Annotated in this window: 13 protein-coding genes; 10 read left to right on the top strand and 3 right to left on the bottom strand. The window is 74.7% G+C overall.

Annotation, left to right across the window (positions count from 1 at the left end):
- Positions 1-39: 39 nt before the first annotated feature.
- From BN2279_RS01490 to BN2279_RS01460, 7 genes are all read left to right on the top strand, one after another.
- On the top strand, positions 40-1,431 hold the full coding sequence (locus BN2279_RS01490) for a diaminobutyrate--2-oxoglutarate transaminase (protein ID WP_234347303.1): 1,392 nt from the start codon (positions 40-42) through the stop codon (positions 1,429-1,431).
- Between the two features lie 216 nt (positions 1,432-1,647).
- The gene (locus BN2279_RS01485) at positions 1,648-3,195 is read left to right on the top strand and encodes a pyridoxal phosphate-dependent decarboxylase family protein (RefSeq protein WP_324612800.1); all 1,548 of its coding nucleotides are present in this window, start codon (positions 1,648-1,650) and stop codon (positions 3,193-3,195) included.
- Entirely contained in the window at positions 3,192-4,994 is a 1,803-nt protein-coding gene (locus tag BN2279_RS01480; protein WP_234347276.1) for an IucA/IucC family protein, read from the top strand. The genes BN2279_RS01485 and BN2279_RS01480 overlap by 4 nt, the downstream gene beginning before the upstream one ends.
- Positions 4,991-6,382, top strand: a complete 1,392-nt coding sequence (locus tag BN2279_RS01475; protein WP_059005863.1) for a lysine N(6)-hydroxylase/L-ornithine N(5)-oxygenase family protein — start codon at positions 4,991-4,993, stop codon at positions 6,380-6,382. The genes BN2279_RS01480 and BN2279_RS01475 overlap by 4 nt, the downstream gene beginning before the upstream one ends.
- Positions 6,379-7,779, top strand: coding sequence for a hypothetical protein (locus BN2279_RS01470; protein ID WP_059005862.1), 1,401 nt, complete (start codon positions 6,379-6,381; stop codon positions 7,777-7,779). The genes BN2279_RS01475 and BN2279_RS01470 overlap by 4 nt, the downstream gene beginning before the upstream one ends.
- On the top strand, positions 7,776-9,575 hold the full coding sequence (locus tag BN2279_RS01465) for an IucA/IucC family protein (RefSeq protein ID WP_059005861.1): 1,800 nt from the start codon (positions 7,776-7,778) through the stop codon (positions 9,573-9,575). Before BN2279_RS01470 ends, BN2279_RS01465 begins: the two co-directional genes overlap by 4 nt.
- Positions 9,572-10,936 carry a glutamine synthetase family protein gene (locus tag BN2279_RS01460; RefSeq protein ID WP_059005860.1) on the top strand — a complete coding sequence of 455 codons (1,365 nt, stop codon included), beginning with the start codon at positions 9,572-9,574 and terminating at the stop codon, positions 10,934-10,936. The genes BN2279_RS01465 and BN2279_RS01460 overlap by 4 nt, the downstream gene beginning before the upstream one ends.
- A gap of 15 nt (positions 10,937-10,951) precedes the next feature.
- On the opposite strand, the gene BN2279_RS01455 is transcribed toward BN2279_RS01460, so the two are convergent.
- Positions 10,952-11,746, bottom strand: coding sequence for an SAM-dependent methyltransferase (locus BN2279_RS01455; protein ID WP_059005859.1), 795 nt, complete (start codon positions 11,744-11,746; stop codon positions 10,952-10,954).
- Between the two features lie 342 nt (positions 11,747-12,088).
- Between BN2279_RS01455 and BN2279_RS01450 the strand changes: the two genes are divergently transcribed.
- Positions 12,089-12,910 (top strand): SDR family NAD(P)-dependent oxidoreductase, encoded by an 822-nt coding sequence (locus BN2279_RS01450; protein WP_059005858.1) that lies wholly within the window; start codon positions 12,089-12,091, stop codon positions 12,908-12,910.
- A 75-nt stretch (positions 12,911-12,985) separates the two neighbouring features.
- Here the strand turns inward: BN2279_RS01450 and BN2279_RS01445 are convergent, their stop codons facing one another.
- Complete coding sequence (locus tag BN2279_RS01445; RefSeq protein ID WP_059005857.1) at positions 12,986-13,390, bottom strand: tetratricopeptide repeat protein; 405 nt, start codon at positions 13,388-13,390, stop codon at positions 12,986-12,988.
- A 59-nt stretch (positions 13,391-13,449) separates the two neighbouring features.
- Positions 13,450-14,070 carry an NAD(P)H:quinone oxidoreductase gene (gene wrbA, locus BN2279_RS01440; RefSeq protein ID WP_059005856.1) on the bottom strand — a complete coding sequence of 207 codons (621 nt, stop codon included), beginning with the start codon at positions 14,068-14,070 and terminating at the stop codon, positions 13,450-13,452.
- Positions 14,071-14,223: 153 nt separating this feature from the next.
- Between wrbA and BN2279_RS01435 the strand changes: the two genes are divergently transcribed.
- Positions 14,224-14,568: a GNAT family N-acetyltransferase gene (locus tag BN2279_RS01435; protein WP_059005991.1), complete on the top strand. Its 345-nt coding sequence runs from the start codon at positions 14,224-14,226 to the stop codon at positions 14,566-14,568.
- 15 nt (positions 14,569-14,583) lie between these two features.
- Positions 14,584-15,027 (top strand): OsmC family protein, encoded by a 444-nt coding sequence (locus BN2279_RS01430; protein WP_079031727.1) that lies wholly within the window; start codon positions 14,584-14,586, stop codon positions 15,025-15,027.
- Positions 15,028-15,038: the final 11 nt, after the last annotated feature.

Here is a 15,038-nt window from a genome sequence, read left to right as displayed (position 1 = left end):
TCGTCACTCCTTCTCCTCCCCCGGAGTCACTCCATGACCATGCAGCCCACCGCCCCCGTCGAGACCGGGCGGTCCCTCCACGACGCGGGCGCCAGCCTGCGGCGGCAGCGCGCCCGGGAGTCGTCCGCGCGCACCTACGCGCGCTCGTTCCCGATCGTCCCGGTCCGTGCCCGGGGCATGGTGATCGAGGGGACCGACGGCCGCCGTTACCTCGACTGCCTGTCCGGTGCGGGCACCCTCGCGCTCGGCCACAACCACCCGGTGGTGCTGGAGGCCATCCGGCGCACGCTGGACAGCGGCGCGCCGCTGCACGTGCTGGACCTGGCGACGCCGGAGAAGGACGACTTCACCGACGCGCTGTTCGCCACGCTGCCGAAGGCGTTCGCGGACAAGGCGCGCGTGCAGTTCTGCGGGCCCGCCGGGACCGACGCGGCGGAGGCGGCGCTGAAGCTGATGCAGACGGCCACCGGGCGGCGGAACGTGCTCGCGTTCACCGGCGCCTACCACGGCATGACGGCCGGGGCGCTGGCCGTGTCGGGCGGTGTCTCCACCAAGCGGCCGGTGGCGGGAATCGCGGCGGACGTCACACGGCTGCCGTACCCGTACTCCTACCGGTGCCCGTTCGGCGCGGGCGGCGAGCGCGGCGCCGAGCTGTCCGCCGCCTACACCGAGCGGCTGCTCGACGACCCCAACGGCGGCGTGGTGCCGCCCGCCGCGATGATCCTGGAGGCGGTGCAGGGCGAGGGCGGCGTGGTCCCGGCGCCGGACGACTGGCTGCGCGCGATGCGCCGGATCACCGCCGAACGCGACATCCCGCTGATCGTGGACGAGGTGCAGAGCGGGGTGGGGCGCACGGGCGCGTTCTGGGCGGTGGAGCACAGCGGGATCGTGCCGGACGCCATGGTGATGTCGAAGGCCATCGGCGGCAGTCTGCCGCTGGCGGTCCTCGTCTACCACGAGGACTACGACAGTTGGCTGCCCGGCGCGCACGCCGGGACGTTCCGCGGCAACACCCTGGCCATGGCGGCGGGCGCCGCCACGCTGCGGTACGTCACGCGGGAGAACCTGGTCGAGCGGGCCGCGACCGTCGGGGCCCGGATGACCGCGCGGCTGGACGGGCTGCGCGCCGAATTGCCCGCGATCGGCGACGTCCGAGGGCGCGGCCTGATGATCGGGGTCGAGCTGGTGGACCCCGACGCCGAGCCGGACTCCTGCGGCGCCCGGCCCTGCGCGCCCGCGCTGGCGCAGCAGGTCCGCGCCGCGTGCCTGGACCGGGGCCTGATCGTGGAACTCGGCGGCCGGTTCGACGCCACCGTGCGGCTGCTGCCGCCGCTGGTCATCACGGACGAGGAGGCCGAGGCGGTGCTCGACCGGCTGGCCGACGCCATCGCCGAGGTGACGGCCGCTCAGCACGCGAGGAGGTCCGCGTGATCCCCGCCGGACAGCGCGTCGGCCGTCTCTTATCCCCATCCTCCCCTCCCCCCCTCCCGCCCTGTCCACGCCTTCGAGGCCTCCGGTGCACCCGCACATAAACACATTGAGCTCTAGCTCCCTGCACCCTCGGACCCCTCCGGCAGACCGGCCGGTGCCGCGTCCGCCGGACCCTCCGCCGGCCCGTCCGGGAACGCCGCCGACCCGCTGACCGACGTGCTGACGGGTGCCCTCACCGACGCGCTGTCCGGCGGGACGCGCGGCGCCGACGCCCTGGAACCGCTGGTGCGCACCGTCCGGGGCGCGCTCGCCGAGGGCGCCGCGCGGCGCGGCGGGCCCATCGCGGCCGGCCACCCGGCGCAACTGGCGGCCCTGGTCGCCCGCGAGTTCGACGCGCCGGGCGGCGAGGACGCGCTGCACCGCCTCACCGAACTGCTCGCCCACGGCAGCGCCGACCCCGCCGACCCGTCCTGCGCCGCCCACCTGCACTGCCCGCCGCTGGCCGTGGCCGTCGCGGCGGACCTCGCGGTCTCCGCGCTCAACCCCTCGCAGGACTCCTGGGACCAGGCGCCCGCCGCCACCTCCCTGGAGACGCTGCTGCTGGAGGAGCTGGCCCGGCTCGTCGGCTACGACCCGGCCGGGGCCGCGGGCGTACTCACCTCCGGCGGCACCGAGTCCAACCTCATGGGCCTGATGCTGGCCCGGGACCGGGTGCTCGGCCGGGCGGCCGGGCGGCGCGTCGAGATGACCGGCGTGCCAGGGGTGCCCGGCGTGCCGGAGCCGTCCGGCGCGGCGGCGCCCCGGCCGCGGATCTTCGCCTCCGACGCGGCGCACTTCTCCGTACGGCGCTCGGCCGCCCTGCTCGGCCTCGGCGAGGACGCCGTGGTGGCCGTCCCCACCGACAGCACGCTGCGGATGGACCCCGCCGCCCTGGCCGCCGCGCTCGGCGCCGCCGTGGCGCGCGGCGAGCTGCCCGTCGCGGTGGTCGCCACCGCCGGGACCACCGACACCGGCGCCGTGGACCCACTGCGCGAGTGCGCCGCCCTGGCCGCCCAACACGGCGCCTGGCTGCACGTGGACGCCGCCTACGGGGGCGGCGCGCTGCTCTCCGACCGGCTGGCGCCGCTGCTGGACGGCATAGCCCTGGCCGACTCGGTCTCCCTGGACTGGCACAAGCTGGGCTGGCAGCCCGCCGCCGCCGGGGTGTTCCTGGTGCGGCGCGCGGAGACGTACGCCTCGCTGGCCCGCCGGGCCGTCTACCTCAACCCGGCCGACGACGAGGAGGCCGGCTACCCGAGCCTCCTGGGCCTGTCGCTGCGCACCACGCGCCGCGCCGACGCCTTCAAGATCGCCGTCACCCTGCGGACGCTGGGCCGGGCGGGCCTCGGCCGCCTCGTGGACACCTGTCACGACCTGGCCCGTTCCGCGCACACCATGATCGGCGCACACCCCCGGCTCCAGCCGCACGCCGAACCGGTGCTCACCGCGCTGCTCTTCCGCTACCTGCCGGAGGACCCGAGGCTGGCGGACCGCGCCGACGCCGTCGACACGATCAACGCCCGCCTCCGGCGCGCCCTGCTGCGCGGCGGCCGGGCCGTGGTCGGCCGCACCGAGCTGCCCGGCGACGGGCCGGGCCGGGTCCGGCTGAAGCTGACCCTCCTCAACCCGCACACCACACCGGCCGACGTCGAACGGCTGCTGGCCATCGTCACCGAGGCCGGCCGGGCCGAGGAGGAGGCGCTGCTGCGGGGTGACAGCGCGTGAACGACCCCCTGAGAGACACCCGCGCGCCGGACACGGGCCCCGATCCGCTGGACCACCCCGATCCGCTGCGCGCGGGACACGCGGCGGCCACCGAGACGCTGATCCGCGCCTACGTCCGGGAAACGGGCCGGGCCGTCCCGCCCGCCGGAGCCGCGATGCGACTGGAACTGCCCGCCAGCGGGCTGACGTTGAGCGTCCCGGTGCGGTACAGGTCCCGGACCGGCTGGCACCGCTTCGGCGAGCCGGACATCGCGGACGGGCCGCCCGCCGACACCGCGCTGGTCGCGGCGGCGCTGATCCGCGAGAGCACCCTGGGCCGGGGGGCACCCGCCCATCTCGGCGGCGACGCCGCCGCCCGGGTGCTGGGGTCGGCGGCGCGGACGGCCGTTCACCTGACGCGCCGCCGGGCCGAACCGGACGGCGGCCGGGGGCCGACGCCGTTCCTCGACGCCGAGCAGGCGCTGCTGCTTGGCCATCCGTTCCACCCGGCGCCCAAGAGCCGCGAGGAGGCGTCCACGGCCGAACTCGACGCCTACTCCCCCGAGTTGCGCGGCTCGTTCGCGCTGCACTGGTTCGCCGCGCACCCGGACGTGGTGGTGGGCGAGAACGCGGACGGCGGCCCGGTCGCCGAGCTGCTGCGCCCGCTCGCCGGGGACCTGCGGGTGCCCGAGGGGATGGTGCCGGTGCCCGCCCACCCGTGGCAGGCGCGGGAGGTACTGGCCCGCCCGGAGGTCGCGGCCCTGGTGGACGCCGGGCTGCTGCGCCCGCTGGGCCCCGGCGGGCCGGCGTGGCACGCGACCTCGTCGGTGCGGACCGTGCACCGGCCGGACGCCTCGGTGATGCTGAAGCTGTCGCTGGGCATGCGGATCACCAACTCCCGCCGCAACAACCTGCGCGGCGAGATGCGGCTCGGCGTACGGGCCGCGCGGCTGCTGGCCACGGGCCCGGCCGGGTGGCTGCGGGCCGCGCACCCCGGGTTCGGCATCCTGCGGGACTTCGCCTGGGTGTCGGCAGGCGCAGGCGGCCCGGAGAGCGGCTCGGAGACCGGCCCGGAGACCGGCCTGGAGACGGCGATCCGCGACAACCCGTTCCGCGGCGGCGCCCGCGAAGGGCTCTGCGTCGCGGGCCTGGTCGCCGAGCGCACCGGTCCAGGCGACGGCTCGCCGCCCCGGCACCGGGCGCTGCTGTCGGCCGCCGTCGAACAGGCCGCCCGCGCGCTGGACGTGCCGGTGGCCGAGGCGGCGGAACGCTGGTTCGCGCGGTATCTCGACGTGCTGGCCGTGCCGTTGATCCGGCTGCACGCCCGGTACGGCATCGCGCTGGAGCCGCACCACCAGAACACGCTGGTGGCGCTGGACGGCGACGGGCTGCCGTGCGCCGGCTGGTACCGGGACAGCCAGGGCTACTACCTGGCGGCGTCCCGCGCCGCCGGTCTGGAGCGGCTGCTGCCCGGCGTCACCGACGGCGTGGACCTGGTGTTCGACGACGCGTTCGTGGACGAACGGGTGGCGTACTACCTCGGCGTCAACAACCTGCTCGGCCTGGTCGGCGCCTTCGGGGCCCTCGGCCTCGCGGACGAGGACGCCCTGCTGCGGGTGCTGCGCGCCGCCCTGGAACGGCTGCGCCTGGCCGAACCCGCCGCGAAGGGGCTGCTGGACATGCTGCTGGACGCGCCCGTGCTGCGCTGCAAGGCCAACTACCTGACCTGCGTGGACGGCCTCGACGAACTCGTCGGCGACGTCCACACCCAGTCCGTGTACATCGATCTCCCCAACCCTCTGACGGAGGCACAGCGGTGACCTCGCCCTCGGCGTCCCCCGACCGGACCGCCCCCTACGACCTGGTCGGCGTCGGAATCGGCCCCTTCAACCTGTCGCTGGCCGCGCTGGCCGACGGCGTCCCCGGGTTCGACTCCCTCTTCCTCGACGCCAAGCCGGCCTTCTCGTGGCACCCGGGGCTGCTGATGGAAGGAACGGTTCTCCAGGTGCCGTTCCTGGCGGATCTCGTCACCATGGCCGATCCCACCAGCCCGTGGTCGTACCTCAACTACCTGCGCGCGCACGACCGGATGTTCGCGTTCTTCTTCTCGGAGCGCTTCCACATCCCGCGCCGCGAGTACGACCACTACTGCCGCTGGGCCGCCGAACGCCTCCCTTCGTGCCGCTTCGACGCCGAGGTCACGGCCGTGGAGTGGGACGACGCGGCCGAGGCGTTCGCCGTGACGTACCGCTCGTCCGCCGGGGCGGTCAGCCGGGTCACGGCCCGCCAGGTGGTGCTCGGCGTGGGCACGACGCCCGTGGTGCCGGAGCCGCTGCGCCCGCTCCTGGGCGGCGCGCACACCGGACGCGTGCTGCACAGCGCCGACTTCCGCACCCACCGCGAGAGCCTGGGCGCGCTGGACGACGTCACGGTGATCGGCGCCGGGCAGTCGGGGGCCGAGGTGATGCTCGACCTGCTGCGCCGTCAGGACGGCGACGGCGCGGGCGGCCCGTACGTCCGCTGGCTCGCGCGGACGCCAGCGTTCGCGCCGATGGAGTACAGCAAGATCGGGCTCGAACACTTCACGCCGGACTACATCCGGTACTTCCGCGGCCTGCCGGAGGCGTCGCGCGAGCGGCTGGTCCGGGAGCAGTGGCAGCTCTACAAGGGCGTCAGCGAGCAGACGCTCGGCGACATCCACGACGAGCTGTACGAGCGCACCATCGGCGGCGGCGAGCCGCGTGCCGCGCTGCACCCCGGGGTCCGGCTGGTCGCGGCCGAGGCGGACGGCGACGGCTATGTGCTGACGTGCCGCCACGACGAGCAGGGCGAGACGTTCGAGGTGCGGACATCGGCCGTGGTGTCCGCCACCGGTTACGCGGCGCTCCGGCCGGGCTGTCTCGATCCCCTGGCCGATCTGGTGGACTGGGACGACCGGGGCCGTTACCGCGTGGACGGCGACTACCGGGTGGCGCTCGACCCCCGGGTCACCGGCGCGCTGTACGTGCAGAACGCCGAGACGCACACGCATGGCGTCGGCGCCCCCGACCTCACGCTCGGCGCGTGGCGGGCCGCGACGATCCTCAACGCCGCCGCCGGGCGGACGGTGCTGCCCGTGCCGGAACGGCAGGCGTTCACGACGTTCGGCGCGCCCCGGCGGGACGCCGCGACGCCGGTCACCGTCGCGCCGGTGGGCATACCGCGATGAGAACCGCCGACTCCCGTGGCTCGCGTGGCTCGCGCGCCAAGGCGGTGCTGCTCTCCGTCGTCGGTCTGCACCTGGTGGCCGAGACGGCGCTGACACCGTTCCTGCCGCAGTTGTTCGAGCGGCTGTACGGCATCGACGACGCCGAGGCGACCGGGCTGTACCTGTGGGTGTGCCGGGTCGTCGGCCTCGCCGCGCTGCCGCTGTGGGGGCTGGCCGCGCGCCGGTGGCCGCTGCACCGGCTGGTGCTGGCGGGGCTGTGCGGGTCGGCCGTGCTCGACCTGATGCTGGGCATGGCGCCGAGCTACGCCGCGTACACCGTGCTGTCCATGCTGATCGTGGCGACCAACTGCGCGCTGCTGCTGGCCTATCCGGCGTTCATCGCCGAGCACGGCGACGACGGGGAGGGCGGCGAGGGCGCCGCCGAGCGGGCGCGGCTGGCGGGGCTGTGCTCCATCGTGGTGGTGTTCCACCTGTCGGTGGTGGTGGCGACGGTGGTGGGCGCCGGGGTGCTGGCGCTGCCCGAACCGCGCCTGGGCATCTCGGCGTTCGCGGTGGTGGACGTGGTGCTCGCGGTGCTGACCTACCGGGTGCTGGGGCGGGAGCCGGCCGCCCCGGCGGCCCCGCCGGTGCCCGTGCCCGATTCCGTGCCGACGGCCGCCCCCGTACCGGCCGTTCCGCGCCGTCGCGCGCGGCTCGCCGCGCTCGGCTACGCGGCGCTGATCGGGCTCGCGTTCGACTTCTCGGTCAACGTGGCGCGGCCGTTCTTCACCGAGTTCTCCGACGCCCTGGGCGGCGGCCAGGCCGGGTCGGCGGTGCTGTTCTTCCTGCCGAGCGTGGCCGCGCTGGCGGTGCTGCCGGCCGTGCGCCGCTGTCACGCGGCGCTGGGCGACCGGCTGTTGCCGCTCGCCATGGCGGTGGGCGCCGCCGGGCTGGGGTGGCAGGCCATGGCCGACTCGCTGCCCGGACTGGTCGGCGGGCGGCTGCTGTTCGGCGTGGGGCTCGGCCTGGGGCAGGTCTCCGTGGAGCTGTGGATGTTCCGCGCGACCGGCACCGGCGGGCCGGGCTACACGGCGGTGGAGACGGCCCGTTCGGTGGGCCTGCTGGCGGCGCCGATCGCGGCGACCGCCGCCGTCTCCCACGATCTGGCGTTCCCCCTGGTCGTCGCGGCGGCCATCCAGGCCGGTGCCGTGGCCCTGACGCTGCGCCGCCCGGCGCGGGCGTCCGCACCGGACGCCACGCCCGCACCGGAGTTCGCCGCCGCCGGGTCCGCCGCCGGGGGACGGCCGGGCGAGCCGCCGTGGGCGCCGCCCGGCCCGGCCGCCGGCGCGCGCCCGCAGGAGCCGTCCGGAATCGCCCTGACCACCGTTCCCCCGCATTCCGAGGAGAAGAACCGATGAACCCCACCACGCGCGACGCCTGGGCCCGGGCCGGTCAGCGGCTCGTCGTCAAGGCCGTCGAGGAGTTCGCCTACGAGGAGCTGCTCGTACCGGAGCCCGACGGCACGGACGGCGGGTACCGGCTGGAGCTGGGCGACGGCGTGCACTGGTCGTTCCGGGCCGCGCGGGGGACGTTCGGCACGTGGCGGCTCGAACCCGGCAGCCTGCGCCGCCACCCCGCGCCCGGGGACGGCGGGGCCGGGCCGGAGCGGCTGCTGCTCGACGCCCGGCCGGTCCTCGGCTGGGACGGGCCGCCCCCCGCCGAGGTGCTGCGCGAGCTGATCGCCACCCGCCGCGCGGAGGCGGAGGTCATCGCACGCGAACTGCCCGCCGCCGAGCTGGCCGACCTGGACCACCTGAACCTGGAGGCCCACCAGGACGGCCACCCCTGCATGCTGCTCAACAAGGGCCGGCTGGGCTTCTCCGCCTCGGACGCCGCCGCCTACGCGCCGGAGGCCGCCGGTTCGGTGCGTCTGCTGTGGGCCGCCGTCCACACCGAACTCGCCTCCTACGGCGGCGTTCCCGGCCTGGACGCCGACGCGCTGCTGGCCCAGGAGCTGGACGGGGACACCCGGGCGCGGTTCGCGGCGACGCTGCGGGACGCCTGCGCGGACAGCGGCCTCGACGCGGGCGACTTCCGGTGGCTGCCGGTGCACCCGTTCCACTGGGACGAGGCCGTCGCGACGCTCTTCGCGCCCTGCGTCGCGGACGGCCGGATCGTGCTGCTGGGCGAAGGGCCCGACCGGTACCGGCCGTTGCAGTCGATCCGCACCCTCGCCAACCTGGACCACCCGCACCGGCGCAATGTGAAGGTGCCGCTGCTGATCCGCAACACCCTGGTGTGGCGCGGGCTTTCACCGGAGCCGACGCGGGCGGCGCCCGATGTCACGGAGTGGCTGCACGCGGTGCGCGACGCCGACCCGTATCTGCGGGACGAGTTGCGGTTCCACCCGCTGGGCGAGGTCGCGGCGGTGGCGGTGCGGCACCCGCTGTACGAGTCGGTGGCGGACGCCCCCTACCGCTACCACGAACTGCTGGGCGCGGTCTGGCGGGAGCCGGTCGCCGCGCTGCTGCGGGAGGGCGAGCGGGCCCGCACGATGGCCGCGCTGCTCAAGGTCGGGTCGGACGGCCGCGCGCTCGTCAGCGAGCTGGTCGAACGGTCCGGGCTCGCGCCGCGCGCCTGGCTGGCCCGGTTCTTCGCGGCGCTGCTGCCCGGCCTGCTGCACTACCTGTACCGCTACGGTGTGGCGTTCTGCCCGCACGGCGAGAACACCGTGATCCTCTACGACGCCGCCGACGTGCCCCTCGGCATCGCGGTGAAGGACTTCGCCGAGGACGTCAACCTGCTGCCCGGCAGCCACCCCGAGTACGCGGCGCTGTCCGAGCGTGCCGACGCGCTGCTGCTGCGCTGGCCGGCCCGGGAGCTGGCGCACTCGCTGCTGAGCGCGGTGTTCGCCGGCCACTTCCGGTTCTTCGCGCCGCTGGTCGCCGGGCATCTGGGCGTGCCGGAGGACGAGTTCTGGGGGATGGTCCGCGAGGAGATCGGCCGCTACCACGCGCGCTTCCCCGAACTGGCCGACCGTTTCGAGGCGTTCGGCCTGCTGGCCGGTGAGTTCGACCGGGTGGCGCTCAACCGTGAGCAGTTGCTCGGCGGCGGGTTCCATGACCGCGCCGAGAAGGACGAGGGGTTCGACGTCGTCCATGGCGTCGTCGCCAACCCGCTGGCCACCGCCGCCCTCGTGGAGGAACGCATATGAGCGAGCCGGGAAGTGTGTGGGAGCGGCTGCGGGCCGAGGCGGAGGCCGGCCGGGTCGAGGAGGTCGTCGTCGCGGTGCCCGCCCTCCAGGGCCGGCTCCAGGGCAGCCGCCTGTCCGTGCCGTACTTCCTGGAGGAGGCCGCCGAACGCGGCTTCGGCGCCTGCGTCTATCTCCTGGCGTCCGACGTGGAGATGGACACCGGCCCGGGATACGCCATCGACGCCTGGGAGAGCGGCTTCGGTGACTTCGAGCTGCGGCCCGACCCGGCGACGCTGCGCACCCTGCCATGGGACCCGGGCACCGCGCTGGTGGTGGCCGACGCGGTGTGGCCCGGCGGCGCCCCGGTGGCGGTGGCGCCGCGCCGGGTGCTGCGGAACCAGCTCGACCGGCTGGCCGAGCGCGGGCTGACCGCGTTCGCCGGCACGGAGCTGGAGTTCCTGGTGTTCCTCGACTCCTACCGCACGGCGTGGGACCGCCGTTACCACGGCCTGTCCCCCGCCACCAGCTACAACGTGGACTACGCCCTCCAGGGACTGACGTCCGTGGAGCCGGTGGTGCGCCGCATCCGCCGCGAAATGGCGGGCGCGGGGCTGGCGTTGGAGACGGCGCGGGGCGAGTGCCACCCGGGGCAGTACGAGATCGTCTTCCGGTACGCGGAGGCGATGACCACGTGCGACAACCACGTGGTGTTCAAGAACGGCGCGAAGCAGATCGCCGCGCAGGAGGGCATGGCGCTGACGTTCATGCCCAAGTACGACGAGGGCGAGGGCAATTCGTGCCACGTCCACCTGTCGCTGCGCGGCACCGACGGGTCGCCGGTGCTGGCCGACGCGGCGGCGGACGACGGCATGTCGGAGCTGATGCGGCACTTCGTGGCCGGGCAGTTGGCGTGCCTGGCGGACTTCGCGCTGCTGATGGCGCCGAACATCAACTCGTACAAGCGCCTTCAGCCCGGCGCGTTCGCGCCCACCGGCATCGCCTGGGGCCGCGACAACCGCACCTGCCCGGTGCGCGTCGTCGGCTCGGGCCACTCGCTGCGCATCGAGCACCGGGTGCCCGGCGGCGACGCGAACCCGTATCTGGCGGTGGCGGCGGCGGTGGCGGCCGGTCTGTACGGGATCGACAACCGGCTGCCGCTGCCGCCCCCGCACACCGCCAACGCCCTGGCCGACCCGTCGGTCCCGCGCCTGCCGGGCACGCTGACCGAGGCCCTGCACCGCTGGGAGAACAGCGAGATCGCGGCGAAGGTGTTCGGCGAGTCGGTGGTCGCGCACTACGCGCGGGCGGCGCGGACCGAACTCGCCGCGTTCGAGACGGCGGTCACCGACTGGGAGCGGGTGCGGGGCTTCGAGCGGCTGTGAACGGCCGGTGAGCGGTCAGGGCTTGCGGGCGACGCCGCCGGCCATCAGCCGCTGGGCCACGGTCAGCGGCTCCTCGACCGGGCCGTCGGGGCGCCACATCGGGAGCGGCACGACGCCCGGTTCGAGCAGGTCGAGGCCCCGGAAGTAGCCCTCGATCTCCGCGATGGTCCGGAAGCGGCCCGTGCCGAGGAACTCCAGCATGGTCTTCTCCACGGCACGGGCCTCCGGGCCCGTGTCGCAGAAGTGGGTGATCACCAGGTGGCTGCCGGACGGGACGGCCGACAGGTAGCTGTCCACGATGCCCTGCGGGTCCTCGTCGTCGTGGAGGTGGTGCAGCATCCCGACCAGCAGCACGCCGACGGGCTGCCCGAGGTCGATCAGCTCGCGCAGGGCCGGGTGGCCGAGGACCGTCGCGGGGTCGCGCAGGTCGGCGGTGATGACGGCGGTCCGGTCGTTCTCCTCCAGCAGGGCCCGCCCGTGGGCCAGCACGATCGGGTCGTTGTCCACGTACACCACGCGGGCGGCCGGGTTCTCGCGCTGCGCCACCTGGTGGGTGTTCTCCAGGGTGGGCAGGCCCGCGCCCAGGTCGACGAACTGCTGGATCCCGGCCTCGCTCGTCAGATACCGCACGGCCCGGCCCAGCACCGCCCGGTTGTACCAGCCCACGTCCCCGATGTGCGGCATGGTCGCCCGCACCTGGTCGGCGACCACGCGGTCGACCTCGTAGTTGTCCTTGCCGCCGAGCACCGCGTCATAGACGCGCGCGATGCTGGGCCTGCTCAGGTCGATGTCCGCGTTCTCGTCCGCCACGCCCGCTCCCGTCCCTGAAAACCCTGGAAACCCTGGAAACCCCGACAACGACGCGTCCGGGGACGGCGCCCGTCCCACCGGAACCGCCGTCCCGTTCCGGGCCAGCGTAACGCGAACGGGCGATGGCCCGCACAGTCGCGCGGAAAGCAACGGACCAGTAGGAGAGCGGGATTGAGGGCGCGTCAGGTGGCGCGGGCCACCGGGGGCGGAAGGCGGTCTCCGGGCACCACCCGGGCCGGGGTTCCCCCGTTGTTGAGCATTGCTTAGGATGAGCCCCCACCGGCCACGGCCGGGTGTCGGGATCACGAGCGGCATCGTCGTCGCGTCGGGAACGGAGCGGGCATGAGCAAGCGCATTCTGGTGACGGGCGGCGCCTCCGGCCTCGGCCGGGCGATCGCGGGCCACTACGCGGCGGCGGGCTGGCGGGTGCTGATCGCCGACCTGGTCGAGCCGGCGGAACCGCCGGCGGGCGATGTGTCGTACCAGCGGCTCGACGTGCGCTCGGAGGAGGACTGGGAGCGGGTGCGCGCCTGGTGCGTCTCCACGTGGGGCGGGCTGGACGTGCTGGTCAACAACGCGGGCGTGGCCGCCGCCGGCCGCATGGAGCGGATCGGCCGGGACGACTGGGAGTGGATCCTCGGCATCAACCTGAACGGCGTCGCCGCCGGGTGCCGGGCGTTCATCCCGCTGTTCAAGGAGCAGCGCGGCGGGCATCTGGTCAACATCTCGTCGCTGGCCGGGCTGATGAACCTGCCGGGCATGGCCTCCTACAACGTCTCCAAGGCCGCCGTGATCTCCCTGTCCGAGACCCTGCGGTACGAGCTGGAGCCGTGGAACGTACGGACCACGGTGGTCTGTCCCGGCTTCGTGCCCACCAACCTCGGTTCGGGTCTGCGCAGTCCCGACCCGGTCCTGACCGAGGTCGCCCACAAGATGATCGCCAAGGGCACGGTGACCCCGGAGCAGGTGGCGGAGCGGGTGGCCGAGGCCGTCGCGAAGGGCCGGTTCCTGGTCCACACCCACCGCGAGGTGCGGGTGGTGGTGGCGCTCAAGCGGCTGCTGCCGAAGGTCGTGGACCGGCAGGTCGCCAAGGGCTGGCGGCAGATGCGGGCCAAGCTGGAGGAGCAGGACCGCAAGCGGGAGCGGGAGACCAGCGGCGCCTGACCGGCCGCCCCCGGCGGCGAGCCGGGGACGGCCGGGACGGTCAGGCGTTCCGGGACGGTCGGGCGTTCGCGACGGTCAGGCGGCGGTTCCCGCCAGGGCGTCGGCCAGCCGGAGGGAGGCGGTCGCCTCGGCGTCCCTGCCCTGCCGCTGGAGCGTGCGGCCGAGCATCAGGTGGGCGTAGCCCTCGACCGGGTCCCGGGCGATGACCTCGCGCAACTGCGCCTCGGCCCGGCTGAGTTGAGCCGAGTGGTAGAGGGCGCGGGCCAGCAGCAGGCGCGGGGCGACCAGGTCGGGGAACTCCTCGACCAGCGCGGTGAGCAGCCGGGCCGCCCCCGCGAAGTCCCTGGCCTCGAAAAGGAGTCCGGCGCGCTCCCAGCGCCCGGCCGCGGTCTCGCCGCCGCCGAACAGGTGCCGGACACCGGCCCAACGCGCCGGGCTCGCCTCGCCGTCGGGCAGATAGCTGTCGAAGTCGCCGGTCATGGCGGGACCTTCCTCTCTCTGCGTGGGTGTCCGCCGCGTGGGTGTCCGCCCGCGCGGGGTCAGACGGCGGCCGGGGCGCTCTTGAGGGCGCGGGCTATGCGGACGACGCGCTCGGCCTGGTGGCGGGCGGCGTCGCGGGTCGCCTCGCCGACCGGATTGGCGCCCTGGCCGTCGACGTGGGAGGTGCCGTAGGGGTTGCCGTCCACGAACTTGACGGGGTCGGTGTAGCCCGGGGAGACGATCAGGCCGCCGAAGTGGTGGATGGAGTTGTACAGCGCGAGCAGCGTGGACTCCTGGCCGCCGTGGGTGGTGGCGCTGGTCACGAAGCCGCTGTAGACCTTGTCGGCCAGCCGCCCCTGCGCCCACAGGCCGCCGAGGGTGTCCATGAACTGCTTGAGCTGCGCGGAGACGTTGCCGAACCGGGTCGGCGTGCCGAAGATCACCGCGTCCGCCCAGGCGACGTCGTCGGGGGGGGCGACCGGGACACCGGCGGTGGCGGCGGCGTGCGCGGCCCACGCCTCGTTGGAGGCGATGGCCGCCTCGGGGGCCAGCTCGGCGGTCTTCAGCAGGCGCACCTCGGCCCCCGCCTTCGCGCCCGCCGAGGCGATCTCCTGGGCGATCTCGGCGCTGAAGCCGGTGGAGGAGTAGTAGATGACGGCGAGGTTGACGGTGGGGCTCATGCTCGGGTCTCCGTTCGGGGCGGGGCGTGCGGTGCGAGTCGGTCGCGATCCGGTGGATGCGAACCGTTTGATTGAACGATAAACTACATCATGATGTTCCCGGCGCGCCGTGTGATGATGAGGCCGCCGGACGGCGAGTGGGAGGAACGGACGATGCAGCACCGCGCAGTGGACGCTCCGGAGCGGTCACGCTTCGAGATCTTCGAGCTCTCCGGAAGCCCAGAAGGCTCCGAGAGCCCAGGGGACGAGACCCTGGCCGGTTTCGCCGAGTACCACCTGTCCGAGGGGGAGATCGCGTTCCTCCACACCGAGATCGACCCGCGTTTCGAGGGCCGCGGCCTGGCCGGCGCGCTCGCCCGGGCCGCCCTGGACTCGGCGCGCGAGCGGGGTCTGGCGGTGCTGCCGTACTGCCCGTTCATCCGCGGCTGGATCGGGAAGCACCCGGAGTACACGGAGTTGGTCCCGCCGGGGCGCCGAGCGCGCTTCGGCCTGGCCTGAACGGGAGCGGAGCGGATGAGTGACACGGTGACGGACGCGCAGGCGTCCGGGTACGTCCGGAGCGCGGCGGTGGTCGCCACCAGCACCGGCACCGACTACGGCGTGGACATCCGCGCCGGGCACCACCGGCTGGCGGCGGACGAGCCGGTCTCCGTGGGCGGCGCCGACACCGGGCCCAACCCCATCGCCCTGCTGCTGTCCGCGCTCGGCTCCTGCACCGCCATCACGCTGCGGATGTACGCGCAGCGCAAGGAATGGCCGCTGGAGGGCGTCCGGGTGCACCTGGGCTACGAGAAGGACGCCGCGAGGAACGCGCGGATCACCCGGCGGATAGACCTGCTGGGCTCCCTGGACGAGGCGCAGCGGGCCCGCTTGCTCGACATCGCCGAGCGCACCCCGGTGACCCGCGCGGTCCGCGGCGACGTCCCGATCGTCCCGGCCCAGCGCCGCGCGGGCTGAGCCCGGCCGGT

Source organism: Streptomyces specialis (assembly GCF_001493375.1).
GTDB classification, from domain to species: domain Bacteria; phylum Actinomycetota; class Actinomycetes; order Streptomycetales; family Streptomycetaceae; genus Streptomyces; species Streptomyces specialis.
This window is presented reverse-complemented; position numbering and strand designations above follow the sequence as displayed.